General features: G+C 68.6%; 25 protein-coding genes. 24 read left to right on the top strand and 1 reads right to left on the bottom strand.

Annotated features, from left to right (window positions below; translation table 11 throughout):
• The first annotated feature begins 57 nt into the window (after window positions 1–57).
• The 11 genes from J2847_RS25405 to J2847_RS25355 all read left to right on the top strand — a co-directional run bounded on the left by J2847_RS25405 (window position 58) and on the right by J2847_RS25355 (window position 8,033).
• Complete coding sequence (locus J2847_RS25405) at window positions 58–591, top strand: hypothetical protein (RefSeq protein WP_209781572.1); 534 nt, start codon at window positions 58–60, stop codon at window positions 589–591.
• A gap of 11 nt (window positions 592–602) precedes the next feature.
• On the top strand, window positions 603–1,073 hold the full coding sequence (locus J2847_RS25400; RefSeq protein WP_209781571.1) for a hypothetical protein: 471 nt from the start codon (window positions 603–605) through the stop codon (window positions 1,071–1,073).
• Window positions 1,074–1,080: 7 nt separating this feature from the next.
• Window positions 1,081–1,296, top strand: coding sequence for a TraR/DksA C4-type zinc finger protein (locus J2847_RS25395; RefSeq protein ID WP_085557924.1), 216 nt, complete (start codon window positions 1,081–1,083; stop codon window positions 1,294–1,296).
• Window positions 1,284–1,583, top strand: coding sequence for a DUF2730 family protein (locus tag J2847_RS25390; RefSeq protein ID WP_085557923.1), 300 nt, complete (start codon window positions 1,284–1,286; stop codon window positions 1,581–1,583). The genes J2847_RS25395 and J2847_RS25390 overlap by 13 nt, the downstream gene beginning before the upstream one ends.
• A complete protein-coding gene (locus J2847_RS25385; protein ID WP_209781570.1) occupies window positions 1,583–1,879 on the top strand; it encodes a VpaChn25_0724 family phage protein in 297 nt (98 codons plus the stop codon). The genes J2847_RS25390 and J2847_RS25385 overlap by 1 nt, the downstream gene beginning before the upstream one ends.
• A gap of 3 nt (window positions 1,880–1,882) precedes the next feature.
• Window positions 1,883–2,452, top strand: a complete 570-nt coding sequence (locus J2847_RS25380; RefSeq protein WP_085557921.1) for a DUF3486 family protein — start codon at window positions 1,883–1,885, stop codon at window positions 2,450–2,452.
• Entirely contained in the window at window positions 2,449–4,053 is a 1,605-nt protein-coding gene (locus J2847_RS25375) for a hypothetical protein (protein ID WP_209781569.1), read from the top strand. Before J2847_RS25380 ends, J2847_RS25375 begins: the two co-directional genes overlap by 4 nt.
• A 2-nt stretch (window positions 4,054–4,055) precedes the next feature.
• Window positions 4,056–5,648: a DUF935 domain-containing protein gene (locus J2847_RS25370; RefSeq protein WP_209781568.1), complete on the top strand. Its 1,593-nt coding sequence runs from the start codon at window positions 4,056–4,058 to the stop codon at window positions 5,646–5,648.
• A gap of 161 nt (window positions 5,649–5,809) precedes the next feature.
• Window positions 5,810–5,986 (top strand): zinc finger domain-containing protein, encoded by a 177-nt coding sequence (locus tag J2847_RS34985; protein WP_209781567.1) that lies wholly within the window; start codon window positions 5,810–5,812, stop codon window positions 5,984–5,986.
• Window positions 5,970–6,737 carry a DNA-methyltransferase gene (locus J2847_RS25360; protein WP_209781566.1) on the top strand — a complete coding sequence of 256 codons (768 nt, stop codon included), beginning with the start codon at window positions 5,970–5,972 and terminating at the stop codon, window positions 6,735–6,737. The genes J2847_RS34985 and J2847_RS25360 overlap by 17 nt, the downstream gene beginning before the upstream one ends.
• Window positions 6,738–6,743: 6 nt before the next feature.
• Entirely contained in the window at window positions 6,744–8,033 is a 1,290-nt protein-coding gene (locus J2847_RS25355) for a phage head morphogenesis protein (RefSeq protein WP_209781565.1), read from the top strand.
• A 52-nt stretch (window positions 8,034–8,085) separates the two neighbouring features.
• On the opposite strand, the gene J2847_RS25350 is transcribed toward J2847_RS25355, so the two are convergent.
• Window positions 8,086–8,961 carry a DUF4238 domain-containing protein gene (locus tag J2847_RS25350; RefSeq protein WP_209781564.1) on the bottom strand — a complete coding sequence of 292 codons (876 nt, stop codon included), beginning with the start codon at window positions 8,959–8,961 and terminating at the stop codon, window positions 8,086–8,088.
• Window positions 8,962–9,491: 530 nt separating this feature from the next.
• Here J2847_RS25350 and J2847_RS25345 point away from each other — a divergent pair.
• The 13 genes from J2847_RS25345 to J2847_RS25285 all read left to right on the top strand — a co-directional run bounded on the left by J2847_RS25345 (window position 9,492) and on the right by J2847_RS25285 (window position 24,759).
• Window positions 9,492–10,685 carry a phage protease gene (locus J2847_RS25345; RefSeq protein ID WP_209781563.1) on the top strand — a complete coding sequence of 398 codons (1,194 nt, stop codon included), beginning with the start codon at window positions 9,492–9,494 and terminating at the stop codon, window positions 10,683–10,685.
• A 3-nt stretch (window positions 10,686–10,688) separates the two neighbouring features.
• Entirely contained in the window at window positions 10,689–11,099 is a 411-nt protein-coding gene (locus J2847_RS25340; protein ID WP_209781562.1) for a hypothetical protein, read from the top strand.
• Window positions 11,100–11,112: 13 nt separating this feature from the next.
• A complete protein-coding gene (locus J2847_RS25335; RefSeq protein ID WP_209781561.1) occupies window positions 11,113–12,012 on the top strand; it encodes a Mu-like prophage major head subunit gpT family protein in 900 nt (299 codons plus the stop codon).
• 11 nt (window positions 12,013–12,023) lie between these two features.
• A complete protein-coding gene (locus J2847_RS25330; RefSeq protein ID WP_209781560.1) occupies window positions 12,024–12,257 on the top strand; it encodes an HI1506-related protein in 234 nt (77 codons plus the stop codon).
• A gap of 77 nt (window positions 12,258–12,334) precedes the next feature.
• Window positions 12,335–12,760, top strand: a complete 426-nt coding sequence (locus J2847_RS25325) for a gp436 family protein (RefSeq protein WP_209781559.1) — start codon at window positions 12,335–12,337, stop codon at window positions 12,758–12,760.
• Window positions 12,760–13,359: a phage virion morphogenesis protein gene (locus tag J2847_RS25320; RefSeq protein ID WP_209781558.1), complete on the top strand. Its 600-nt coding sequence runs from the start codon at window positions 12,760–12,762 to the stop codon at window positions 13,357–13,359. The genes J2847_RS25325 and J2847_RS25320 overlap by 1 nt, the downstream gene beginning before the upstream one ends.
• Complete coding sequence (locus J2847_RS25315) at window positions 13,356–13,835, top strand: phage tail terminator protein (RefSeq protein WP_209781557.1); 480 nt, start codon at window positions 13,356–13,358, stop codon at window positions 13,833–13,835. The genes J2847_RS25320 and J2847_RS25315 overlap by 4 nt, the downstream gene beginning before the upstream one ends.
• On the top strand, window positions 13,832–14,038 hold the full coding sequence (locus J2847_RS25310) for a hypothetical protein (RefSeq protein ID WP_209781556.1): 207 nt from the start codon (window positions 13,832–13,834) through the stop codon (window positions 14,036–14,038). Before J2847_RS25315 ends, J2847_RS25310 begins: the two co-directional genes overlap by 4 nt.
• Before the next feature lie 6 nt (window positions 14,039–14,044).
• On the top strand, window positions 14,045–15,343 hold the full coding sequence (locus tag J2847_RS25305; RefSeq protein ID WP_209781555.1) for a hypothetical protein: 1,299 nt from the start codon (window positions 14,045–14,047) through the stop codon (window positions 15,341–15,343).
• Between the two features lie 22 nt (window positions 15,344–15,365).
• Window positions 15,366–15,869 (top strand): hypothetical protein, encoded by a 504-nt coding sequence (locus J2847_RS25300; protein WP_209781554.1) that lies wholly within the window; start codon window positions 15,366–15,368, stop codon window positions 15,867–15,869.
• A 56-nt stretch (window positions 15,870–15,925) separates the two neighbouring features.
• On the top strand, window positions 15,926–16,270 hold the full coding sequence (locus J2847_RS25295) for a DUF1799 domain-containing protein (protein WP_209781553.1): 345 nt from the start codon (window positions 15,926–15,928) through the stop codon (window positions 16,268–16,270).
• A gap of 102 nt (window positions 16,271–16,372) precedes the next feature.
• Complete coding sequence (locus J2847_RS25290; RefSeq protein ID WP_209781552.1) at window positions 16,373–23,221, top strand: tape measure protein; 6,849 nt, start codon at window positions 16,373–16,375, stop codon at window positions 23,219–23,221.
• Window positions 23,218–24,759 (top strand): hypothetical protein, encoded by a 1,542-nt coding sequence (locus J2847_RS25285; RefSeq protein WP_209781551.1) that lies wholly within the window; start codon window positions 23,218–23,220, stop codon window positions 24,757–24,759. The genes J2847_RS25290 and J2847_RS25285 overlap by 4 nt, the downstream gene beginning before the upstream one ends.
• The last annotated feature ends 11 nt before the right edge of the window (window positions 24,760–24,770 follow it).

The raw sequence follows: 24,770 nt of genomic DNA, 5'->3' as shown, positions 1-24,770 counted from the left end.
GGCCGGTCACAACTCCAGGGGTAAACCCTTCGGGCGCGATGCTCGAAACTAGGGGGTATGGACAACACCCCCGCGCCTTCCGGCCTCTCGGTCCGCCACCTCGCCCTGTTCGTCGTGCGGCCGACCCTCTCCGCCATCAGCGGCCCCGACGTCCCCGGCCTCGACAGTGAGGCCGCCGTCGAACTCCTTCTCGGCACCGCCGCCGTCGAGAGCGGCTTCCGTGCCCTCGACCAGATCACCGGCGCCGGTGATCGCCAGCTCGGCCCGGCCTATGGCCTGTACCAGATCGAGCCAGCCACCCTCGACGACCTCCACACCAATTTCCTCCGCTTCCGCCCGACGCTGGCCGCGCGCCTGTCCGGCCTCGCCGCCTCCTGGCCGTCACCGGCCGTGCAGCTGTGCACGAACCTCGCCTACGCCACGGCCGTGGCCCGGCTGATCTACTACCGCTCGCCCGTCCGCCTCGCCGCCCCCGGCGACATCGAGGGGCACGCCCGCGTCTGGAAGCAGGTCTACAACACGCCGAAGGGCAAGGGCCGGCCGGAAGAGTTCGTCGCCCGTTTCAACCGTCTCGTCGCGCCGCACCTGTAAGGATCCCGATCTTGCGCATCATCGGATGGACGCTCTGCGCCGTCGCCGCCCTGTTCGTTCTCGCCAACCGCGCCGCCCTGGCCGCCGACGTCTACAGCGTGGCGCTGCCGAAGGAGCTGTATTCGGCCATTCTCGACTATGCCTTCCTCGGCATCAGCACCCTGCTGGCCTGGGCGATCAAGCGCGGCACCGACCTGCTGCACGTCCGGCGGGAAAGCCTGCTGGTCGAGCGGCTGGAACAGGGCATGACCTACGCCCTGATGTACGCCCGTGAAAAAGCCCTGATGAAGGGCAGCCCGCTGACCGATTTCTCGACGCGGTCCGAACTGGTGGCGGTCGCGGCCGGCTACCTGCTGCCGAAGATGCCCGCCCTGCTGAAGGATCTGCGCATCGACGCCGAGGGGCTGAAGGAGCGCCTGACCGGCCGTCTGGATCTGGTCGCCCCGCTCGACCCGACCGCCCCCACGCCGCCGCTGGGCTGAGGCTGCGGTGGACTTCGGCGACGAAGGCGAGGCGCGCAGCGCCCACGACACGGCGGTGGCGATCACCGCCGTCCGTGGCCGGCTGGCGCGGGCAGGAACCGCCACCTGCATCGAATGCGACGCGGCCATCCCACAGGGGCGCCGCGACGCCTACCGCGCCGCGACGCGGTGCGTGGACTGCGAAGAACGACTGGAACGGGAGCGTAAGCAATGGAAGCGGTGACGAAATGGGGTTGGGCGGCGGCGCTGGTGTTCAACACCGTGCTGGCCTGGATCGTCTGGTCGTTGCGCACGGGCTACGTCTCGCGCTCCGACCATGACGCGCTGGGCACCCGCGTCGCGTTGATCGAACGCGACCTCACGCACCTGCCCACCGCCGACGACTTCGCCAAGATGCGCGGCGAGTTCGCCACCCTCAAAGGCCAGAGCGAGGCGCAACAGCAGCTGCTCAACCGCATCGCGGCCAGCGTGACCCGGATCGAAGACTTCCTGCTGAAGGCCAAAGTGTGATGAGCTTCCAGGCCCACCTGACCGAAGACCTGCGCCTCTGTATCCTGCGCGTCCTGTCCGAGGCGCCGGGCAACCGGGGCAACGCCTCCATCATCCAGACCGCCGTCAACGCGCTGGGTCATCATGTCACCCGCGAGCAGGTGACGCAGCAGATCACCTATCTCGCCAGTCTGGACGCCGTCGCCACCGAGCAGGTCGGCCCGGTGCTGGTGGCGACGCTGCGCACCAACGGCGAGAACCATCTGCGTCGTCTCGGCCCGCCGCTGCCCGGCGTCAAGCTGCCGTCGCTGGGCTGACCCATGGCCCCCCGTTCGACCCTCGACCGCCTGCCGAAGGAAATCCGGGAGGAGCTTGGCCGCCTGCGCGAGGATGGCTGGACGATCGACGAGCTGCTGTCCAAGCTCCAAGCCCTGCGCGCCGAGGGCCGCCACGACGTCGACGTCTCCCGGTCGGCGGTCGGCCGCTACGTGCAGGGGATGGACAAGATCGGCGAACGCCTGCGCCAGTCCCGCGCCATGGCCGAGGGCTTGGTGCGCCAGCTCGGCGACGAACCCGACACCAAGGTTGCCCGGCTCAACATCGAACTGGGGCACGCGCTGATCATGAACCTGCTTACCGGCGCCGGCGAGGATGGCGAGGAAGGCGGCCCGGTCACCTTCGATCCCGAGCAGGTCATGTTCCTGACCTCCTCCATTCAGAAGCTCGCCAGTGCCCGCAAGACGGACGCCGAGCTGATCCTCCGTCTCCAGACCGAGGCGGACAAGCGCGCCATCGCCGCCATGGAGGCCACCGCCAAGCGCAAGGGGCTGTCGGCCGACACCATCGCCGACATCAAGAAGGACTTTCTCGGCATCCGGAAGGCGCCATGAAACCCCGCCCCGCCGCCGAGGATTTCGGACGCCTGCCCGCCGAGATCCCGTCTCTCGGCCACAACGGCGGTCCCCCCATGGACCTGCTTCTGGCCTACCAGAAGCATCTGCTGGAGACGACGGCGCTCTTCCCCGTCGTCGTCGTCGAGAAGAGCCGCCGCATCGGCTACACCTGGGCGATCGCCGCCGACGCCGTCCTGACCAGCGCCGCCGGGAAGGCCGCGAAGGGCATGGACACGCTCTACATCGGCTACAACCTCGACATGGCGCGGGAGTTCATCGACACCTGCGGCGCCTGGGCGCGGCTGTTCGACAAGGCGTGTTCGGCGATGTCGGAGGAGCTGTTCGACGACGGGTCCGACGACGGCATCAAGGCGTTCCGCATCAGCTTCGCCAGCGGCTTCGAAATCGTCGCCCTGGCCTCGCGCCCGCGCTCCCTGCGCGGCCGGCAGGGTTACGTCATCATCGACGAAGCCGCCTTCCACGACGATCTGGACGAGCTGCTGAAGGCGGCGATGGCGCTGCTGATCTGGGGCGGCAAGGTCGCCGTCATCAGCACGCACAACGGCACCGCCCATCCCTTCAACCAGTTGATCGACGCTTGCCGGGCCGGCAAGAAGCCGTACCCCGTCCTGCGCGTCACCTTCGACGACGCCCTGAAGGACGGGCTGTTCCGGCGCATCTGCTTGGTCAAGGGCGACGACTGGAGCCAGGAGGCCGAGGACGTCTGGGCGGCTGGCATCTACGCCAGCTACGGCGACGCGGCCGACGAGGAGCTGCGGGTCATCCCGAAGAACAAGGGTGGGACCTGGCTGCCGCGTGACCTGGTCGTGGCCCGCATGTCGGCCGAGATCCCGGTGTTGCGCTGGGAGTGCGAACCCGGCTTCGTCGATCTGCCAGACTTCGCCCGCCGCGCCGCCGCCCTCGCGTGGTGCGAGGAGCATCTGAAGCCACTGCTCGACCGTCTCGACCCGACCCGCCAGTCGGTCTACGGCCACGATTACGCCCGGTTGCGTGACGCCTCGGTCGGCTGGCCGGCGCAGATCATGTCCGACCTGACCTTGCGCACCGCCTTCGTGTTCGAGCTGCGCAACGTCCCCGACGAAGAGCAGAAGCTGATCGTCCGCTACGTGCTGGACCGGATGCCGCGTCTGGTGAAGGCGGCGATCGACGCCGGCGGCAACGGCGCCAGCCTCGCCGAGCGCATGCGCCAGCTGTTCGGGCCGGACCGGGTCGAGGAGGTCAAGTTCTCGACCGAGTGGTATCGGGTCAACATGCCGCCCTTCAAGGCGGCGCTGGAGGGGGCGTCCATGCTGCTGGCGAAGGACGCCGACATTCTGGTCGATTTCGGCCAGTTCGAAATGCGCGACGGCGTCGCCCAGTTGAAGCGCCATCAGGCGCGCACCACCGGCACGGACGGTCACAAGCGCCACGGCGACGCCGGCATCGCCGCCGTCCTGGCGCATTACGCCAGCCGCCTGCCGGCGCAGAGCTACGGCTACGAGCCGGCCCGCAGCGCCGAGGCCAACCGCCGCCACGATCTGCCCGACTTCACCGACGACGACGACCGGGGCTTCGGCTTCGGCGCCGGAGGCTACTGACCATGGCGACCATCCGCATCACGTCCCCCATCCTCGACCCGGTCACCGGCCTGCCGATCGTCCGCGAGGTGCTGGCCGAGGAGCTGTCCGCCCCGACCGTCACCGGGGTGCGCAGCGTCCTGGCCGAGCATCCGTCGCATGGTCTGACGCCGCGCCGTCTCGGCTCCATCCTGTTGGAGGCCGAGCAGGGCGACCCGTCCGCCTATCTGGCGCTTGCTGAGGACATCGAGGAGAAGTTCATCCACTACCGGTCCGTCCTGGGAACCCGGCGGCTGTCCGTCTCCCAGCTCGACGTGACGGTGGAGGCGGCCAGCGACAAGCCCGAGGACATCGAGGCGGCCGACCTGATTCGTCTGGTGGTCGCCGACGACGCCTTCGCCGACGTGCTCTACGATCTGCTCGACGGCATCGGCAAGGGCTTCTCGGTCGCCGAGATCGTCTGGGACACCAGCCGGCAGCCCTGGCTTCCGGCCGGGATTGTCTGGCGCGATCCGCGCTGGTTCCAGTTCGACCGCACGGACGGCACCACCCTGCGCCTTCGCGAGCCGGGCTACGCCGAGGGCCGCGACCTCGACCCGTTCAAGTACATCGTCCACAAGCCCCGGACGAAATCCGGGATCCCGATCCGGGGCGGCCTCGCCCGGCCAGCCTGCTGGGCGTGGCTGTTCACGTCCTTCGGCACCAAGGACTGGTTGTCCTTCGTCGAAACCTACGGCCAGCCGATCCGCGTCGGTCGCTACGGGCCGGGTGCGTCAAAGGAGGACATGGCGGCGCTGCTCCGCGCCGTGCGCAACATCGCGGCCGACGCCGCCGCCATCATCCCCCAGTCGATGAATTTGGAGTTCGTGGAGGCGAGCAAGGCCGCCGCCAACGCCGCCGTGTTCCAGGGCTTGGTGGAGTTCTTCGAGCGGCAGACGTCGAAGCTGGTGCTCGGCCAGACCGCCACCACCGACGCGATCGCCGGCGGCCACGCGGTCGGCCAGGAACACCGGCAGGTCCAGGAGGACATCGAGCGCGCCGACGCGCGCCAGCTGATGGTGACGCTGAAGCGCGATCTGGTCGTGCCGGCCGTGATCCTCAATCTGGGGCCTCGCGACGCCTACCCGACGATCCGGATCGGCCGGCCGGACACCAAGGATCTGAAGCTCCAGCTCGACGCCCTGAAGGGGCTGGTGCCGCTGGGACTGAAGGTGTCGGCCTCCGAGGTTCGCGACCGGTTCGGCTTCGCCGATCCCGACGAGGGTGACGAGCTGCTGGGCGCTCCCGCCACGCCGCCTTCACAGACGCCGCCGGCCGATCCCACCCCGGCCGCTGACGCCCCCGCACTGGCGGCGCAGGGCGCGCACGGTCCCGATGCGGTCGACGTCATGGTGGACGAGCTGCTCGCCGACTGGAAACCGCTGGCCGCCCCGCTGGTGACCGCCGTCCTGGCGGCGGCCGAGGACGCGACCAGCGCCGAGGACTTCGTCGCGCGTCTGGTCGAGGTCGCCGGCGCTGACCACTCCGGCGCCCTGGTCGACGCCCTGGCGCGTGGTCAGTTCATGGCGCGGGTTGCGGCCAAGGTCGGCGCCGCTGGTGGCGATGATGCCGGCTGAACCTTCCCAAGCTTCGAGATACCCCCAGCCGGGCGGCCGGCGGGGGTCGGGCTGCGCCAACAGCCCGAACCGCGAGGGTACGCCTCGCACGACCGCAATAGGCCGTCTCACGGCCGTCCCGCTTCCCCAGCTGGGGGCGGGCACCATAGGCAATCCGACCCATGGAGGAAATCCGTTGTGGATCCTGCCGCCGGCTTTTGGCGCGCGGGACCGCAGAAATGCTCGAAATCAAGTGTCCGCGTTGCGGCACCATGAATCATGTGAGGGTCACGAACCCCCTACCCGAGCGCCCGAGAGCGCCCGACTCGATAGAGAGAGTTCGTGGACATTGCGATTGATCGTTTCGCCCCTATCACCCTTGGCGATAGAGCGGCGGTGTTGTTTCGTGGCGACGTCCTGCATGTTCTTCCGACCTTGGAAGCCGGCTCCGTCGACCACGTCTTCACCGATCCACCCTACTCCAGCGGCGGCCAATCCCGTGGCGCTCGAATGGGCATCACGAGCCAGAAATACATCTTCGGTGACAAGAAGGCAGGCCGCTATCCCGACTTCCTGGGCGACAACCGAGACCAGCGCGGTTACGCCTACTGGTTCACGCTCTGGGCATCGTTCTGCTATCGGCTTCTCAAGCCGGGCGGGGTGTTTGCCACCTTCACCGACTGGCGTCAGGCTCCCGCGACCAGCGACGCCATCCAGGCCGCCGGTTTGGTCTGGCGTGGCACGGTCGTATGGGACAAGACGGAAGGGAGCCGACCGGACAAAGGGCGGTTCCGTCATCAGGCGGAATACCTGCTGTGGGCCAGCCATGGACCGCACCGGCCCGGCCCTGACGCCCCGTGTCTTCCTGGCGTGTTCCGTCATCCCGTGCGGGCGGTGGACAAGCACCACATGGCCGGCAAGCCAACGGCGCTCATGGCCGATCTGTTGCGGATCACCCAACCCGGCGACATCATCCTAGATCCCTTCATGGGGTCGGGCACAACCGGTGTCGCGGCCATCCAGTCCGGCCGCCGCTTCATTGGCATCGAACAGTCACCAGCCATCTTTGAAACCGCAGCGTCCCGCATCCGTACAGCCCTAGCCAAGTAGCAGTTCATGCCCGCTCCGTCTCTCACACCCCTGCCGCCCGAACAGGCGATCCGCTTTCTGGAAGCCAAGGGCCACCGGGTCGGCTTCGCGTGGCAGGACGTGTGGGAGGCGGAACACGCCGTCTCCTTCACCGTCGCCAAGATGATGCAGGTCGACCTTCTGGCCGACGTCCATGCCTCGCTGGTGACGGCGTTAAAGGAGGGGCAGAGCTTCGACCAGTGGCGCAAGGGACTGGAGCCGATGCTTCAGGCGCGCGGCTGGTGGGGACAGTCGATCGAGACGGATCCGCTGACCGGAGAGGAGAAGGCGGTCCAGCTCGGCAGCCCGCGCCGGCTGCGCACCATCTTCGACACCAACGTCCGCATGGCGATGGCGGCCGGCCAGTGGGAGCGGATCGAACGGCTGGCGCCGGCCCGACCCTATCTCCGCTACGTCGCCGTCCGGGATGATCGGACCCGGCCGGACCATCTGGCATGGTCGGGCACCATCCTGCCGGTCGGCCACAGCTGGTGGGACACTCACAGCCCGCCCTGCGGCTGGGGCTGCCGCTGCACCGTGCAACAGCTCTCGGCCCGCGATCTGGAGCGGGCCAGCTGGACCGTGACGGCCAACCCGCCGCCGCTCGACCCGCGCTCGTGGCACAACAGCCGCACCGGCGAGACGGTCGAAGTGCCGGCCGGCGTCGATCCCGGCTTCGCCTACCACAAGGGCAAGGCCGCCCGCACCGCGTCCAGCGCCCGGCAGCTGTTGGAGAAGATGGCCGCCCTGCCGCCCGAGCTGGCGGCCGAGGTGGCCGACCCGCCGACGCTGGCCCGGCAAATCCAGCCGGAGTTCGCCCAGTGGGTCGACGGCCTCGATCTGGCCCGGCCGCGCGGCGACATGCGACCGGTCGGCACCCTGTCCCCACCCATCGTCCGCTGGCTGGCAGCCAACAAGCCCGAGCTGATGCCCGACAGCGGTGCCCTGATGGTCTCCGACAAGGGGTTGTCGCACCTGCTGCGCGATGCCAAGAAGGAGGCGCAACGCCTAATCCCGGCCGACGTCAAGCGCCTGCCCACCATCCTGGCCGAGCCGACCGCCGTCTATTTCGACCACCAGAACCCGGCGCTGCTCTATGTCTTCGACCCGCCGGGCCGCGACGGCAAGCTGGGCAAGATCGTCGTGCGGGTGAACTTCGCCACCAAGATGCCGAACCGCACATCGGTCCGAGGGAACTTCGTCGTCACCGGCGGGCTGGTGGCGCCGGCCGACATCGAGCGCGACGCCCGCTATGTCCGGGTCCACGGGAAGGCGTGAGGGATAGCCCCTTCATCAGCAGATGAACGCATTTTTTATGAGGTGTCACCGATTAGGAAGGAACTGGATGCTTCATATATTCTTCCGCCATTTTTAAATATCCGCCGTTACGACCAAGGTTTTTTGATATGACAAAGTCCTTTGCGCGCTTCATCTGTTCGATAACGTTTAATACTATGAATATTTCTCTAGAATTTTCGCTAAAAATTGGATCGAAAGAGTGGCGATCGGGAGATGATGCGTGGAATAGGATGTTTGGAGAAAGCGGAATCGCTATCTCCATAACTTTCCCATTTGCTATTTGCGCCAAAACTGGCTTGTCCCCAAGAACGTAATCCAATCCAGTATCCAAGCACCCAATTAGCATCCATTCTAACTTTAATATGGAATCAACTAATTTTGGATCTGTGGCGAATTCTAACATTGCTTGTATCCATGAATGACTTCCAGATCCTTTGATATTGTTAACATATATATTAAATATGCTCACGTCATCGAGGCGCTTCATATCACTCTCACTTTTTCTTACTCTTAATAAAAACTCTTCAAAAGATATAAAATCGGCCTGATTTTCACCAATACATCTTTCACTTGATCTAATCATTTGCAATAATAAAAAATGTGAAAAGCTTTTCTTCTCCATTGGCGTTAATTCTCCCACCCCAAAATTGATTATTTTCTTAATAAGTGAAGAAGACGGGTCATCAACAACCTTCGAAAAAATATTGTTTTCATAATGATAGGGATCGCCAATTAATTTCCAGCTCGCCTCGTACAACCTATTTTCGCTTCCAAGGTATTTAAGCCCTTTTCTCCCGTAAACTACATCTTTATGAGGGCGGTGAAACCTGTTCACAAGACCATCTTCACCACACCAAGGACGCATCAAAAACTGAGGCAGCCAATGGTGTAATTTAGGCTTTGACATATTTCGACGACCCCTTTCCAGAATTATGATGATTATTATCAAGGCACATCAATGCGCGATGTACTCGACAAAGAATAAGCAATCTAATACTGGGAAAACACAACGTATTAATTAAACAACACCATGCTTGAAATGATGCTGCATTACGTGCGGGCGTGAAGGCAACCCATGATCGAGAGCCTGTGACCAAGGGGGCACGCCACTTTCCCCGTGGCGGTCGGCGGTTTCCCGCCCACCGAACCGGACCGGCGATTTCCCGGTTGTCAGGATCACAGGCTCCCCTCTTACATAGGCGGGTGGCCCGATCGCGTCCAGCCCCGCCAAACGCCCACCCATGCGTTTTGTCCCCGCCGCCGCACGTCCGGGGCCGACGCGCCCCAGACCGGTTTAAAACCCCGTTTAAACGGGCTTCCTGACCCATCCCGCCAGACGGGGTGCCCCGCATGGGCGGGACCAGACCGAAATCGGCGGGAAATCCCCCCGCAACTCGTCCCGGAGTTTCCCGCGCGCCAAGACGCCAAACTGGCGGCATGACGACGACGCGCCCTTTCTCCCAACCCACCGGCGCCGGTGCCCTCGCGGGGCCGGCGCCGGCCCTTTGCGCCACCGGCCCGGCGAACGAAGCCGTCGCCACCGCCGCCGGCATGACGGATCTGACGACGGCGGGAACGCCACCGCGCCGCATCCAGCTGTTGCCGGCCGGCACCGTCAAACCATCCGACGGTCGCGCGCCGTGGACGCTGGCGGACGCCGCCGCCGTGGTGCGGGCCTCGCTCGCCGCCGCCCCGCATGGGGTGTTGGCGATCGACTACGACCACGCCGCCGATCTGGCAGCCCCGAAGGGCGGATCAGCCCCGGCGGCCGGCTGGATCACCGGCATGGAGGTCAACGCCTACGGAGAGGTCTGGGCCGACGTCGAATGGACCGAGGCCGGCGCCCGCGCCATCGCGTCCAAGGAGTACCGCTTCCTCTCGCCGTCCTTCCTCTACGCCGAGAAGGACCGCGCCATCACCCGCGTCATCGGCGCCGCCCTGGTCAACCGGCCGGCGCTGCCGCAGCTCACCGCCCTCGCTCATGCCCATGGAGATCGCATGGATCCGTTTCTCGCGGTGCTGCTGGAGGCCCTTGGCTTGCCCAAGACCGCCGACCAGTCCACCGCCGTCGCCGCCGTCACCACCCTGAAGGCCGGCACCGGGCCGGCCACCGCGCTGTGCGCCGCCGCCGGCCTCGCCGCCGGCGCCACCGCCGAACAGCTGGCCGCCGCCGTCACCAGCCTGAAGGCGACCGCCGACCAGCTGCCGGCCATCGCCTCGGCCGCCGGTCTGGCCGCGACCGCCACCCCGGCCGAGTTGGTCGCCGCCGTGACGACGCTGAAGACGAACGCCACCGCCGCCACCGTGCTGGAGACACAGGTCGCCACCCTGTCCAGCCGGCTGAAGACGCTGGAGGGCGACAAGGTCACCGCCGAAGTCGACGCCGCCATCGCCGCCGGCAAGTTCGTCCCCGCCCAGCGTGCGGAGCTGCTGGCGCTCGCGGCGGCCGACAAGGCGTTGTTCGACCGGCTGGCCGGCAGCGCCGTGCCGGTGCTGACGCCGGGCGAACAGGCCCGCCAGAGCGCCAAGGCCGGCGAGCTGACCGCCGAGCAGAAGGCGGTCTGTGCCGCCATGGGGCTGACCGAGGACGCCTTCAAGGCGACCTTGGCCGCCGGCGGAAAGGGAGCCTGATCCATGACCGCGCTCTCCAACGACCGCAACACGCCGAAAACCAACAACGGCTTCACCCACGGGGTGCGTGATCTGGCGCCGTCGACCACGGTCTTCGCCGGCGCCCTGGTCGGGCAGACCTCGGCCGGGCTGGCGGTGCCGGCGAGGCCGCAGGTCTCGATCACCATGCTCGGCTGCGCCCGTCATCGCGCCTCGACCGAGTTGGCCGGCTGGCCGACCAGCGTCGAGTTCGACCGCGGCGTCTTCCGGTTCGCCAACTCGTCCAGCGCCGATGCCATCACGCTGGGCGACTACGGGAAGACGGTCTACGCGGTCGACGACCAGACCGTCGCCAAGACCAACGGCGGCGGCGCCCGGCCGGCCGCCGGCATCGTCCGCAACGTCGACGCCCTCGGCGTCTGGATCGAGCTGTAAGGAGCCGCATTCCATGGACCTGACCCGTCCGAACCTCCAGGCCCTGTTCACGGGCTTTCAAACCGCCTTCATGGGCGGCCTGCGGAGCGTGGCCGGCGCCGACGCCTACCGCACCGTCGCCATGGTCGTGAACTCGACCCACGCGGCGGAAAACTACGGCTGGATGAAGGACCTGCCCGGCATCCGCGAATGGGTCGGCCCCCGTGTCATCCATTCGCTCGACACGGCGGATTACAGCATCCGCAACAGGGCGTGGGAACTGACCATCGGCATCGGTCGCGACAAGATCGAGGATGATTCCTACGGCATCTACACGCCGTTCATCAGCGAACTGGGCCAGTCCGGCGGCCGCTTCCCCAACAAGCTGGTGTTCGAGCTGCTGAAGGCCGGCTTCTTCACCCGCTGCTGGGACGGGCAGTATTTCTTCGACACCGACCATCCGGTAACGGCGGCGGACGGCAGCACGATGTCGGTCAGCAACATGCAGGACGGCTCCGGATCGCCCTGGTTCCTGATGGACCTGAGCCGGGCGGTCAAGCCGATCGTCTTCCAGTCGCGCAAGAGCTTCGATTTCACGCGCATGGATGGCGACACCGACGAGGTCGTCTTCGATCGGAACGAGTATCGCTACGGCACGGCCGGGCGCTGCAACGTCGGCTTCGGGTTCTGGCAGCTCGCCTTCGGCTCCAAGGCGCCGCTGGACAAGGACGCCTATGAGGACGCCCGCACCAAGATGGGGCTTTTCACGCGTGACGGCGGCGATCCCCTCGACACGAGCGGCACCCATCTGGTCTGCGGCCCGAGCAACGAGGGCAAGGCCAGGGCGGTCCTGAAGGCCGTCACGGAAGCCGGCGGCGGCAGCAACGTCTGGGCCGGCTCGGCCGAACTCGTCGTCGTGCCCTGGCTGGGCTGAGGAGCGGAAGCATGGAAGAGAAGAAGCAGGATCTGATCATCGTCGCCCGGCCGGCGGACGGCTTCCGCCGGGCCGGCCACCATCACCCCGCACAGCAGGTCCGCCACCCGGCCGGCACCTTCAGCGAGGAACAGATCGCGCTGCTGAAGCGTGAACCCCAACTGGTCGTGATCGAGGTCGACCCGGAGCCGGAGGGCGGCGGCTCGGCGAAGGCCGGGCGGGGCAAGGGGGTGTCGGCCGGCTGACGTCCGCACCGCGCCCATGAGGCGGGCGGGGATCGCAGGTCCCCGCCGCCACGTCAAACCATCCAGCGAGACCGCCCGTGCCCTACATCACCAAAGCCGACCTGATCCGGCGCTACACCGAAACGAAGCTGCGCCAGCTGACCGACCGCGAGGCGCCCTACACCGGCGCCATCGTCGACGCGGTGCTGGAACAGGGGATCGCCTCGGCCGGCAGCGTGATCGACGGTCATCTGTCCGGCCGCTACACGCTGCCGCTGACGGTCGTGCCGCCGCTGCTGACCGACGTGGCCGCCCGGCTGGCGGTCGCCGCCCTGCACGTCGACACCGCGCCGGAGAAGATCACCGCCGATTGTCAGGCCGCGATCCGGACCCTGCGCGACATCGCCGCCGGCACCGTCCAGCTGGACGTCGGCGGTGTCGAGGCGGCGCCCGCCACCCCGGCCGGCATCGAGGTCGACGCGGCCCCCCGCGCTTTCGGGCGCGAGAACCTGCGGGGCTGGTGATGCCGGACCCGACCGGCGCCTCCGTCCGGATCGACGACGCCGAGCTGCGCCAGCTGCTCGGCGGACTGGAGACCGCCGGCCGGAACCTGACCGACCTGATGGAGACGCTGGCCGCGCAGGTCGAGTTCGACACCGCGCGCCGCTTCGAGACGCAGACCGATCCGGACGGCAACCCGTGGCCGCCATCGGTCCGTGCGCTCGCCGAGAACGGCGAGACGCTGACCGACACCGCACGCCTGCGCCAAAGCATCACCAGCCGCGTCAGCCCCACGGCGTTCGAGGTCGGCACCAACGTCGTCTATGCCGCCATCCATCAGTTTGGCGGCACCATCCACATGCCGGAGCGGCGGCAGACCATGTACTGGCACCACCGTGGCGACACGTCGAAGGCGTCCTGGCGGGCGAGCCGAACCTTCGCCGATTGGAGCTTCGCCAAGGCGTCCAAGGCGAACTACAGCGAGACCCACACCGTCAAGGCGCACAGCGTCACCATGCCGGCGCGTCCCTTCCTCGGCCAGTCGGAAAGCGGCATGGCCGAGCTGGGCGTGATCGCCCGCGACTGGCTGGCCGGTGCCGCCGGCATTCGGGGGGCGGCATGAGCGCTTTCGTGCCGATCGATCTGGCGGCGGCGGTGCAGGCCCGTCTGCGCGACCGCATCCCGGCCGCCGAGCTGCCGGACATCGCCGGCGAAACCGACTTCGCCACGCTGGTGGCGGAACGCCGCCTGCCGCCGCGTCTGCCGGCCGCCTTCGTCATCGCCACCGGCTTCAACGCGCAGTTCCAACGCCGGGCCGGCGCCATCAGCCACGACATCACGCAGGGCCTCGGCGTCGTGCTGGTGCAGTCGCACGCCGGCGACGCCTCGGGCGCCCTGGCCCGTGCCGCCGTCTGGCCGCTGGAGCTGCGGGTCATCCTCGCGCTCGCCGGCTGGTCGCCGGCCACCGGTTACGCCGGCTTCGCCCTGACCGAAAGCCGGCTTCAGGGTCTCGGCGGCGCCGGCGCGGCCGGCAGCGTCGCCAGCACCATCAGCTTCGTCACCAACTGGCACCTTCACAGCAAGGAGGTCGCGCCGTGAAACGCGCCATCGACACCATCGTCCACGATCAGGCCGACGGCCCGGTCCCCGTCACCCCGACGCCGGACATCCCCAGTCCGGACCCGGCACCCGCCACCGTCGACGCGCCGATCGGCGTCGAGACCGCCGAGACACCCCCCGATCCGCCGGTCGAACCGGCGTCCACCACCAAGCGCCGCCGCGCCACCGGCGGCGAGGAGTAAGCCGCCGTGTCGACCCTGCCCAGCTCTCCGGTCCACTGGGACCACAAAGCCGTTCTCGCCGACGTCGAGACCGCCTTCGGCGCCGGCGCGGCGGCGCTGACCGGCGCCAACGCCGTCCGCCTGTGGGACGTGACGTGGACGCCGCTCGAAGCCGACACCAAGGAGCTTCCGTATGTGAAGCCTTTCTTCGGCGCGAACGCCTCCATCCTGCTGAACAAGCGCTCCAAGCTGTCGGCCAAGGTCGCCCTGGTCGGCGCCGGCACCGCCGGCATTCCCTGCTGGGACATTTTCGCCCGCGCCGGCGGCGCGGTCCGCGCGCAGGTCGCCGCGACGGCCAACGCCACCATTGCCGCCACGGCGGTGAAGACGAGCGGCACCGGCGCCTTCACCTACGCCCGAACCACGGCCTATGGCGGTGTCCACCCGCGCACCGCGACGCTGACCTGCACGACGCCGGGCGGCACCGGCGTGGCCGCCTTCACGGTCGCGGCGCCCGCCCTGGGATCGGACCCGGCCTATTCGCAGACCGGCGTCGTCATGACCACGGCCTCGCCCTTCCAGCTGCCGGGCGGCGCGGTCATCACCCCCGGCGCGATCGGCACAAACTTCGCCGCCGGCGACGTCTTCACCATCGCGTTGACGCCGGCCGGCTGCACCTACAGCCCGTCGAGCGACCGCGCCGGCCACAAGAGCCTGGAAGTGGTTCTGACCCTGCCGGACCCGGAGGACGCCGCCAAGGTCCAGCGCTGGCGCATGCTCGGCGGGCGCTGCACCATCAAGGCCAGCGGGACCGCCGACGATTTCCCGTACTTCGAGATCGAGGTGACGGCCGATTACGCGGCGCCGGTGCTCGTGCTGGAGATCGAGCCCGATTACACCGCGTGGCCCGACCCGCTGGTCGTGTCGACGGAGAACACGCCGCTGGCCAACCTCTTCGGCCAGGACGTCGTGCTGGAAAGCTTCGGCTGGGACGCCGGCAACACCGTCGAGTACGTCTCGCGCGTCGGCCGCAAGGGCGCCCGCATCAACGACGCCAAGGCCAGCCTCACCGCCAAGATCGAAGCCCCCTCCATGGCGTCGATCGACTTCTTCGCCCTCTGCGTCAGCCGCGCCTTCGGCTCCTTCGTGCTCCAGCACGGCGTCGACGCCGGCGACGCGGTGGTGATCCGCACCGACCGCTGGCAGCTCGACCCGCCGAAGCCCGGCGAGAGCAAGAAGGATTTCGTCTTCGACCTGTCCGGCAAGGCGGTTCCCCTGACCGAGGGCACCGACTGGACGATCTTCGCCTCGGCCGCCGCCGCGTAATCCAACCACGGGACATTTTTCCATGAGCAAACCCGTCTTCGTTCTCGACGATGATCTGACCGTCACCAGCCCGGTCCACATCCAGCAGCCGACCTCGGCGCGGACCGGCGGCGGCAAGTCGCAGCAGGGCTTCGTCACCCGCACCGCCTACGTCACCTTCCGCGTGCCCACCGAGGACGAGCTGGACGACGTCTCCGAGCAGGTCCAGCGCCACAACGAGGCGCAGGCCAAGCGCATCGCCGAGGTCGAGCGGGAGCGCAGCGAAGCGACCGACGACGCCGAGCGCGCCGCCGCCGAACGCCGGCTGACCGAGCTGCGCCGCGAGCTGCGGCTTCAGCAGGCCGAACAGCTCAAGGCGTTCGTCGTCGGCCTGCCGGAGGGACACGGTTTCGCCGAGAAGGACGGCACGCCCTGTGAGTTTTCGCCGGAGCTGGTCGGCCGGCTGTGCCAGTACCGCGCCGTGCGCGCCGCGCTGTGGACGGCCTTCCTGCTCGTGCTGAACGGGGATCCGAAAAAGGGAAACTGATCACCGCCGTCCGCCGCTGGGCTGGGGCGGACGCCTCCTCCCCCCAGCGCCGCCGGATGGTCTCACCCCGGCCGACAGCGGCCGACTGGTCGGAGCTGAGTGGCGCGGCGCCGGTCGTCGCCGAGGCGGTGAGGGAGGAGGTGCCGGACATCGTGCGGGTGTGGTCCGGCATCTGGCCGGTGTTCGAGTTGTTCACGGCGGCGGAACGGCTGTGGCGGTATCCGGCGCTGGGAGGCCCGCCCATCGGGTTGGACTGGTCGCAGCTGCGCGTCCTGGCCGATGGGTACGGAGTGCCCTGGGACCGCACCACGCTGGTTCTTCTTCAGGCGGCCGAGGCCGAGGCGGGCGGCATCTGGCTGGCCGAATGGAAGCGGAAGAACCCGCCAAAAACCAAGGGATAGCGGGGTATCCCCCCGCAGATTGCCCCGTCGAACGGGGACGGCGCGACGGTCGATAATGGCCGTCGCGCTGTTCTTTTTCCGGGTTCCTCCATCGTGGCGAACATGAAGGTCGCTTTCCAGTTCACCGCCGACGCCGCCGGGCTGATCGGTGGTGTCCGTGTGTCGCGCGAGGAAATGGACAAGCTCGCGGCGACCGCGACCGCCACTGGCGCCGGGTTGCGCGGCGTGGCCGGGGACAGCGTGACCGACCTGGGGCGGCTGGGCGCCGCCGCGAACGATGCTGGCGCCGAGTTGCGCCGCGTCGGTGACCGCTCCGTCGTGGTGTCGCTGGAGGAGCATCGCCGGGCCACCGGCGCACTGTCCGCCGACATGGGGGAGGTCTCGGAGCGCGCCAAGCTGTTGCAGCGGACGGTTGCCGACGGGGCAACCGTCCATCGGCAGGCCGCCGACATCCTGTCGGTTCACAGCGGCATGACGCGGTCGTTCAGCGCGGCGCTGGACGGGGCCAACGACCGGGCATCCGGCCTGACGGACATGCTTGGCACCCTTGCCGGCGGCCTGAAGACCATGGGCGCCCTGCTGGCGGTCGATCGCGTGCTCGCCTTCGGCGGCGAGCTGATCGGCGCCGCGTCGCAGGCGCAGCAGTTGGAACGCCGGCTGGCCAGCTTGGTGGGCACCGGCGCCGCCCTGCGCGACAATCAGGATTGGCTGTCGAAGTCGGCCGACCGGCTGGGGCAGAGCACCGCCGTCCTGGCCGACAGCTACGCCCGCCTGCTGAACCTGTCGCGGTCCGGTCTGGTGACGGTCGACCAAGCCCGCGCCTTCACCGAGGGGCTGGCGAACGCACAGGTGAAATACGCGGCGGACGCCGGCCGGATGGGTGACGTCATGTACGGCCTCAGCCAAGCGTTGGCGTCGCCCATCGTCCACATGGAGGAATTGAATCAGGTCGTCGAGCCGCTGCCCGGCCTGTTGCTCGACCTGGACAAGGCCGCCGGGTTGCCGACCGGTGGCTTCCGCAAGCTGATCGCCGAAGGCCGGGTGACGTCGGAGGTCTTCCGCGACACCCTGCTGAAAGCGCTGAAGGGCTACGCCGGAGAGGCCGAGCGCGCATCGGGATCCGTCGAAGCCGCGTTCCAGCGGATCGAGAATGCGCAGCAGCGGTTCCTGGCCAACGGCGGCAGGCTTCTGATTGACGGTTGGATCAGCATCCTGAACGCTGGAACGATCGCTCTGAACACGGCCGACAGCGCCTTGTCCTGGGGAACGCGGAAGACGGACGAAGCAGCGTTGATCCGCGAGCAGTTCGCCCTGGATCAGCTTCTGGCCCGGCGCCGCCAGTTGGAGGCGGACCGCGCCCGCTACGCCGCCGGCGCCGGCGGCGTCTACGCCAAACGCAACCTCGCCATGACGGACGGCCAGCTGGCCGACGTCGAGAAGGACATCGACGCGAGCCTTGCGAAGCTGCGGACATTGGAGACCGCGCTCGGCGACGCGAAGGACGGCTGGGCCGAAATGTGGGGGTCGGCGGAAGCCGGTCAGTCGGTCACCGACAAGCTGGCCGGCCGCCTCGCCGATGCCGCCGACGCCGTCGACCTGGTTGTCACCCGCAACGGCCTGCTGACCAAGTCGGAGGTCGAGCTGCGGACGCAAACCGACGTTCTGACGCGCGTTCTCGCCTTGCCGCCGGCCGAGCTGAAAAAGCTGGGGATTTCCGCCGCCGACGCCGCCTTCCTGATGGGACAGCTGGAGGAGAAGATTTCCCCGGTCGCGGCGGCGATCGCACGGTTGAAGCGTGAGGCGGCCACCGTCGAAGTCTCGCCCAAGTTCCGTGACCTGTACCAGACGCTGGATCAGGTCGAGCAGGACAAGGGCCGGCCGCTGACCGATGACGAAAGCGCCGGCCTGACGGCGGCGTGGCGGACGAAGCGGAATGCCAACAGCGCCGAGCAGGTCCGCCTGACCAACGAGGCGGCGATGGCGGCCGACAAGCTGGCGAAGGCGCAGGCCAGCGGAAACCCGGCCACCATCGCCGCCGCGCAGGCCGACAAGGCGGTCGCGGACGCCCTGCGCGACGGCGTCATCGTCCAGGCCGACGCCGCCTCCTTCCGGACCGGCAAGCTGCGCGAGGCCATGGCCGGCCTGTCGGGTCAGGCCGGCGAGGCCGCCACCGCCAGCAGCCGGCAGGCCCGCCAGCTGCTCGACATGGCCGCCGCCACGGAGAAGGGCGGCGCGGCGGTCGCGGCGGTGACGCTGGCGCAGCAGATCGAGAACGAGACGCTGAAGGTCGGCGCCGGCGCCCATGGCGAGCTGGCGAAGCGGTTGACCGAGGAGGACGCCGCCCGCCGGACGCTTGCCGCCGCGCAGTGGAACCGCGACCTTGACCTCCAGATCGCCGCGACGAAGGCACTGGCCGCTGCCGAGTTGGGCGGCGCCAAGGCGGTGGCCGAGGCGACCCTCCGCAATCAGGCCGCCGCGCAGGTTGAGAAGGAAGGCGTGGCCGTCGACGGCGAGCGGGCCAAGGCGATCGGCGCGAAGACGGCCGAGCTGGCGAAGTGGCAGCAGCAGCAGGGCTACAATCAGGCCATCCGGTCGAAGGACGAAGAGATCCAGCTGTTGCAGCTGGAGCAGTCTCTTCAGGGCGAAGGGAAGACGGTTCGGGCGCGCACCCTGGAACTCGCCCGCGCCGAGCTGGAGATCCGTCGCCAGTTTCCGGCGGCGACCGAGGACGAGGTCGCGGCGCTGCTGCGCAAGCACGACGCGGCCATCCGGCTGCGCGCCGACATCGAGCAGCAGGGCGCGCTGTGGACGGAGCTGGGCCGACTGGGCGAGCAGGCGTTCGACCGGGTCGGCAGCGCGATCACCGAAGCCTTTGCACAGGGCACCGCCTCGACCATCAGCTGGGGGTCGATCGCCAAGGCGGTCATGTCGGAGGTGATCCAGGCCGCGCTGACCCTCACCGTCCTGAACCCGATGAAGAACTGGATGACGGGTGGCAACGCCCCGTCGCTCTTTTCCGTGGGCGGTTCCGCCACCGGTGCCCAGTCGGGCGGCGGGTTGACCGGCAGCCTGACCAACACCGCCCTGTCCAAGGGCGGCGGCTGGGCGTTCGACAAGCTGACCGGCGGCGTCAGCCTGATGGACAAGGTCGACCTCTGGGGCGCCAACGCGCTGGGCATCGGCACGGCGACCTCGACCATCGTCCCGGCGGTCGGTGGACAGGCCGCCAGCTTGGCCGCCACGACGATCAACCCGGCCACGGGCAGCCTCGCGGCCTACAACAGCTGGGGCGCGGCGGGTGCGCAGGGCGCGGGTGCCGCCGTCAACGGCGGGATTTCGGCCTACCTGGGCGCGGCCGGTGCCGGCGCCCTGGGCGGCGGCCTTGTCGGCGGGCTGCTCGGCACCGCCACCAACAGCAAGGTCGTTGGCGGTCTGTCGGGTGCGGCGGCCGGCGCCGGTGCATCCGCTCTTGCCTCGACCATGGGCTTCGGTGCGCTGGGCGGGCCGGTCGGCATCGCCATCGGCGCCATCGTCGGTGGCATCATGGGGATGCTCGGCACGGTCAAGGCCAGTGTCGGCCCGAACGGCGCCGGCAACATCTTCGTTGACAGCAACGGTGCGAAGTCCGGCCCGTCCGATGGGGACAACGGCATGGACGGCAGCGCGATGCGGCAGATCAGCGACGCCGCCGCCGCGTCCATCAACACCATCATCACCGGCATCGGCGCCACCTTCCAGCAGGCGGGTGAAAGCGCGTTCCAGCGCTTCACCTACTACGAGAAGGACGGCAAGTGGACGCTGATGGATCAGGCCGGCAACAACCGGCAGGATTTCAGCAGCCAGGAACAGTTCATTTCCGCCCTGATCAAGACCTCCATCCAGCGCCTCGATCAGGAAGGCCGCGTCTCCGGTGTCAGCGACGACGTGCGGACGGCCCTGCGCAACAGCAAGGCGACCAAAGCGGAGGATCTGGCGTCCGACTTGGAGTTCGCGGCCGGCTTCCGGGCACAGCTCGACCTGCTGAACGCGAACCTTGATCCGACTAACAACCAAATCAAGAGCTTCACAGCGTCGGCCAAATCCCTCGGCGAGCAGGTCAAGACCAACATCGTCGAGTGGCGCGACAAGGCGTCCGAGCTGGGGCTGGCGACCGAGACCGAACTGACCGAGGCGGCGAGGAAGGGCATCGTCGCGATGATGGGTCTCGGTCCCGCTGCCGAACCCTTGGTCGGCATGGCCGCCGCCACGAAGGAAGCAGAGATCAACTTCGAGGCGTTCCGGCCGGCGCTGGTCTCGTTGGGCTTTACAGCGGGCGAGGTGGCGGCCCTTGCCGTCCGCTACACCCAGCAGTTCCAAGCCGCGTACACCGATGCAGTCGGGCTGCTGCAACGGCAAGCCGGCGTCCAGATCGACGCTCTCACCAACAGCCGCGCGGCACTGTCCGCCGCCGATCAGTTCCGAGTCGCCGGCGCCAGCGTCGCGACGGTGACGGGGCCTGCCTTCGCGGCGCTGACGTCCAACCTCGACACGCTGGCCGGCTCCGCACACCTGGGCGCTGTGACGGTGTCGGACGTTACCCGGACCAAGGTCGCGCTGGATCAAGCCCTCTATGATGGGGTGCTGACGGCCGAGCAGTACGCCAGCGCCATCGGCATGGTGACGTCGGCGTACCAGTCCAGCCAGGAGACGCTGTCCACCCTGCGCCAGGGCTGGGCGTCGATTGCAGCCATCACGGAACCGGGAAGGCGGCAAACGGCGTCGGATGTTCTGGACGGGGCGATGGTCAATCGTGCCGGCACCGGGGTGTCGGCCTTCGCCACCGGCATGGACAACTTGTTCCGGGCGGTTGACGGCGGCACAGCGTCCTTTGCCGATCTTGCCTACGTTTATCAACGGTTGGTGCCGCTGCTGCAATCGGGCGCCATCACCGGGCAGCAGTTCAACACCATCCTTCAGGGCATCACGACGACGTGGTCGGCGGCGGACCAGCGCCAGCAAGGGGCCGAGGATTTGTATGTGCGCTCCCTGCGGGGGCAGGGCCGTACCGCCGAGGCGGACGCGGCCGAGCGGCGCTTCAAGAACGAGCGTGAAATTCAGGCGGCCATCGCGGCGGGCTATGATGACGCCTACATCGCCGGCCTGCGCTATGTGCACGGGCTGGAGGCGACGACCGACGCGCAGACCCAAGCCGCCGCACGTCAGCAGCAGGTCGCTTCGTCGTGGTCCAGCCTGCTGTCGACGGCCATCCAAGAGGTGTCCGAGGGCTACCGCACCACGGCGGCCGCCGCCAAGCAGGCCGCGACCGCCTGGGGCAACGTCGCCGATGCTCTCGACCGCGCCCGCCGCGACATCATGACCGACAGCACCTATTCCAACCTCGGCCCGGTCGCACTGCGGGATGCGGCGCGGGATGAATTCGAGCGGTTGCGGGGCATCGTCAACACCTATGCCAGCGCACTCCAGGCCGGCACCGCGACCGACGACCAGCGGACGGCGGCGATCGACGCGGCCGGCCAGCTCGACGCGGCTGGCAAGACGTGGCTGGAGCTTCAGCAGGCGTTGTCCGGCGACCGCACGGCCTACAACCAGACCCTGACCGACGTTCGCAGCGGCTGGGATGAGACGGCCAAGCTCGGGCTGACCCTGAAGGACAGCGAGACCAAGCGCGCCGACGCCGCCGAGGCGCAGATCGACCGCCTGACCGAACTGACCGGTCTGGGCAGCGCCCAGCGCGCCCTGCTCGACCAGATCAAGGTCGCCATCGGCGCCGGCAACACCGACATGGCGCAGCTGGTGACGCTGGTGCGTCAGATGCCGGGCTATCAGCCCTACACCGCGCCGTCCGACGTCATCGCGACGTGGTCCGGCCTGTCGGCCGACGCCCGCAACAGCGTCGCCCACTTCCTCGGCTATTCGGGGAACGCCAGCGACCCCGGCTTCAACGACTTCCTGGTCGCCAACGGCAAGAACACCGATTACGAGGCCCTGGTGCGCGGCTGGACGGCGGCACAGGCCAAGCCTTACGCCGCCTCGGCCGCCGCCGACGCCGGCGCCGCCACCATGACGGCGGACGAGCTGACGGCGGCGGCCCGTCAGGTCGGCTGGACCGGCGCCGTCAGCGACCGCGCCTTCAATACCTTCTTGGTCTCGACCGGGCAAACCGGCCGGTGGGAAGCCCTGATGTCCGCCCGCGCGCCCGCCGCCGCCACGACCGCAACGCCCGAGCAACAGTACGTCGCGGCCTATCCTGACGTCGCTACCAGCAACCTGACGGCGCTCGCCCATTACATCCTGTATGGCGCCCGTGAGGGCCGGCAATCCTTCGGGATGGTGCTCAGCCGCGATCAGCAGTACATCGCCCGCTATCCCGACGTCGCCGACGCCTACATCCGGGGCGAGATCACCAGCGGTGCCCAGCACTATCAGATGTGGGGCGCGGCCGAGGGCCGTGCGTACCAGCGCGGTGGCGTCATCGGCCAGACGCCGGGCGGCGTGGTCGGAAATGGCCTGTACGGCATCGACAGCGTGGCGGCCGAGTACGCCGGCGGTGGGCGCATCTGGCTGGCCGGCGGCGAGGGCGTGCTGACGGCCGGCGCGACCGACGCCATCGGCGGCGAGGCGGCCATCGCCTGGATCAACCGGCACAACACGCTGCCGCCCGCCAACGACCGCGTCGTCGGCGCCTACCAGCGCGGCGGCATCGTTGGCGGCGCCTCGGCGCTGGACTGGACGGCGCGCTTGGCCGAGCCGGCACCGTCCGCGCCGACCGTGACGCTGGACGTGGCGCCGGTGGTCACGGCGATCGGCGGCGTCCGGTCGGCCGTGTTGGAAATCGGCGGGTTGATCCGCGACCTGTCCAGCCGCCTCGCCAACGTCGAGGACGCGATCGACGGGCTGGCGGCCGAGCAACGGGCGCTGGGCGTCAAGATCCTCAAGGTGGCCTCCCGATGAGCACTCCCACCGTCTGGATCGCCGACATCACCGTGACGCGGCCCTCCGGCATCGCCGAGACCCTGCACGTCAGCGACAGCCCGATCCTGCCCTTTCCGCACGACGATCCAGACAGACCCAACGTGGCTTATCGCTCCCGCCTCGCGGGTCCGCCGGCCTATTCGGTCGGCACCCACGCTGACCTGTCCCGGCTGGCCGGCGACGTCGGCGCCGGCATGCTCGACATCTACAATGGGGATGGGGCTTACAGCTGGCTCGCCGGCTGCGCGCCCGGCGCCATCCATATCCGGATGGGACACGAAGGGCAGTATTGGGCCGAGATGACGCCGGTGATCACCGGCCGGGCCGAGGCGCCGCAGCCGACCCTGTCGGCCCGCTCGGCCGGCAAGGTGTCGCTGCCGCTCTACGACCTGCGCGCCAGCCTCGACACCGACGTCGTCACCCGCACCTATGGCGGGTCCAATGTCGGGGCGGTCGGCTACGACGGCACGGTCGACGCCGGCAAGGGCGACGTGGTGCCGCTCTGCCTCGGACGGCCGGCGAACGTGCCGGGCAAGATGGTCAACAGCGTCAGCCGGACGTGGCAGTTGGACGAGGGGCCGGTCACCAGCGCCGGCACGCTGTACGACCGGGGTGACGCCGCGAACATGACGCTGGCGTCGACCGCCAACTCGGCCGCTTTCGACGGGGTGACGCTGACGGCGACGCAGTATGCCCGCGACCTGGCGCGCGGCCTGGTCAAACTCGGCGGTTCGTTGGGCGGCGACCTGACCATGGACCCCATCGGCCGGGTCGACGCCGGCGACACCGCCGCATCCGCCATCCGCTGGGCGCTTGGCCGGCGCGGTGCCGGCACCATCGGCGACACCCTGACCGCCTGGGCATCGACCGCCAAGATCGGGGCATGGTGGGCCGGGGCGGTCAAATACCGCGAGGTGATCGACACCTTGGCCCGGTCCGAAGGGGCGGCGGTGCTGCCCGATGCGCTCGGCCGCTGGCAGGTTGCCCGGCTCGACGCGCCGTCCGCCCCCATCGCCAGCATCGGCGAGGGGCAGATCCTCGACATTGGGGTAGACGATCAGGAGCTGGCCGTCCCGGTCTGGCAGGTAACCGTCAAGGGCCGCCGCAACCACCAGCCGATGGACCGCAGCCGCATCGCCACCGGCTTGCGCGACACCGACCGCGAGGTGTGGCTCCGGGAAGAGTGGCGCCGCGCCGTCGCCACTGCCGAATGGGTCAAGACGCGCTGGGGGGACGATGCGCGGTCGGTCGAGGTCGAGACGGCGTTGACGGAGCAATCCGCCATGGAGGCGCTCGCCGCCCGGCTGCTGACGCTGTTTGGACCGCGCCCGGACGGGGAACCGCGCCGCTCGTTGTGGGTGGCGGTGGAGATGACTGCCGCCCGCCTGTCCTGGCGGCCAGGGCGGTCCCTGCATCTGTCCTACCCACGCGAGGGCATCGCCAACGACATGCTGTTGCTGGGCACGCAGATCGCGACTCCGTCGCGTCATCTGATGCGCCTGCGGCTGTTCGGTTAAGAAGGGGCTGC

The sequence above is a fragment of the Azospirillum agricola genome, from assembly GCF_017876095.1.
Taxonomy (GTDB): domain Bacteria; phylum Pseudomonadota; class Alphaproteobacteria; order Azospirillales; family Azospirillaceae; genus Azospirillum; species Azospirillum agricola.
This window is presented reverse-complemented; position numbering and strand designations above follow the sequence as displayed.

Bases quoted from the DNA above. Each gene is read 5' to 3' on its own strand.
- J2847_RS25345 (WP_209781563.1), top strand. From the start codon at position 9,492: ATGACGACGACGCGCCCTTTCTCCCAACCCACCGGCGCCGGTGCCCTC.
- J2847_RS25330 (WP_209781560.1), top strand. From the start codon at position 12,024: ATGGAAGAGAAGAAGCAGGATCTGATCATCGTCGCCCGGCCGGCGGAC.
- J2847_RS25300 (WP_209781554.1), top strand. From the start codon at position 15,366: ATGAGCAAACCCGTCTTCGTTCTCGACGATGATCTGACCGTCACCAGC.
- J2847_RS25370 (WP_209781568.1), top strand. From the start codon at position 4,056: ATGGCGACCATCCGCATCACGTCCCCCATCCTCGACCCGGTCACCGGC.
- J2847_RS25355 (WP_209781565.1), top strand. From the start codon at position 6,744: ATGCCCGCTCCGTCTCTCACACCCCTGCCGCCCGAACAGGCGATCCGC.
- J2847_RS25285 (WP_209781551.1), top strand. From the start codon at position 23,218: ATGAGCACTCCCACCGTCTGGATCGCCGACATCACCGTGACGCGGCCC.
- J2847_RS25350 (WP_209781564.1), bottom strand. From the start codon at position 8,961: ATGTCAAAGCCTAAATTACACCATTGGCTGCCTCAGTTTTTGATGCGT.
- J2847_RS25320 (WP_209781558.1), top strand. From the start codon at position 12,760: ATGCCGGACCCGACCGGCGCCTCCGTCCGGATCGACGACGCCGAGCTG.
- J2847_RS25315 (WP_209781557.1), top strand. From the start codon at position 13,356: ATGAGCGCTTTCGTGCCGATCGATCTGGCGGCGGCGGTGCAGGCCCGT.
- J2847_RS25295 (WP_209781553.1), top strand. From the start codon at position 15,926: ATGGTCTCACCCCGGCCGACAGCGGCCGACTGGTCGGAGCTGAGTGGC.
- J2847_RS25340 (WP_209781562.1), top strand. From the start codon at position 10,689: ATGACCGCGCTCTCCAACGACCGCAACACGCCGAAAACCAACAACGGC.
- J2847_RS25375 (WP_209781569.1), top strand. From the start codon at position 2,449: ATGAAACCCCGCCCCGCCGCCGAGGATTTCGGACGCCTGCCCGCCGAG.
- J2847_RS25290 (WP_209781552.1), top strand. From the start codon at position 16,373: ATGAAGGTCGCTTTCCAGTTCACCGCCGACGCCGCCGGGCTGATCGGT.
- J2847_RS25335 (WP_209781561.1), top strand. From the start codon at position 11,113: ATGGACCTGACCCGTCCGAACCTCCAGGCCCTGTTCACGGGCTTTCAA.
- J2847_RS25390 (WP_085557923.1), top strand. From the start codon at position 1,284: ATGGAAGCGGTGACGAAATGGGGTTGGGCGGCGGCGCTGGTGTTCAAC.
- J2847_RS34985 (WP_209781567.1), top strand. From the start codon at position 5,810: ATGGAGGAAATCCGTTGTGGATCCTGCCGCCGGCTTTTGGCGCGCGGG.
- J2847_RS25380 (WP_085557921.1), top strand. From the start codon at position 1,883: ATGGCCCCCCGTTCGACCCTCGACCGCCTGCCGAAGGAAATCCGGGAG.
- J2847_RS25405 (WP_209781572.1), top strand. From the start codon at position 58: ATGGACAACACCCCCGCGCCTTCCGGCCTCTCGGTCCGCCACCTCGCC.
- J2847_RS25385 (WP_209781570.1), top strand. From the start codon at position 1,583: ATGAGCTTCCAGGCCCACCTGACCGAAGACCTGCGCCTCTGTATCCTG.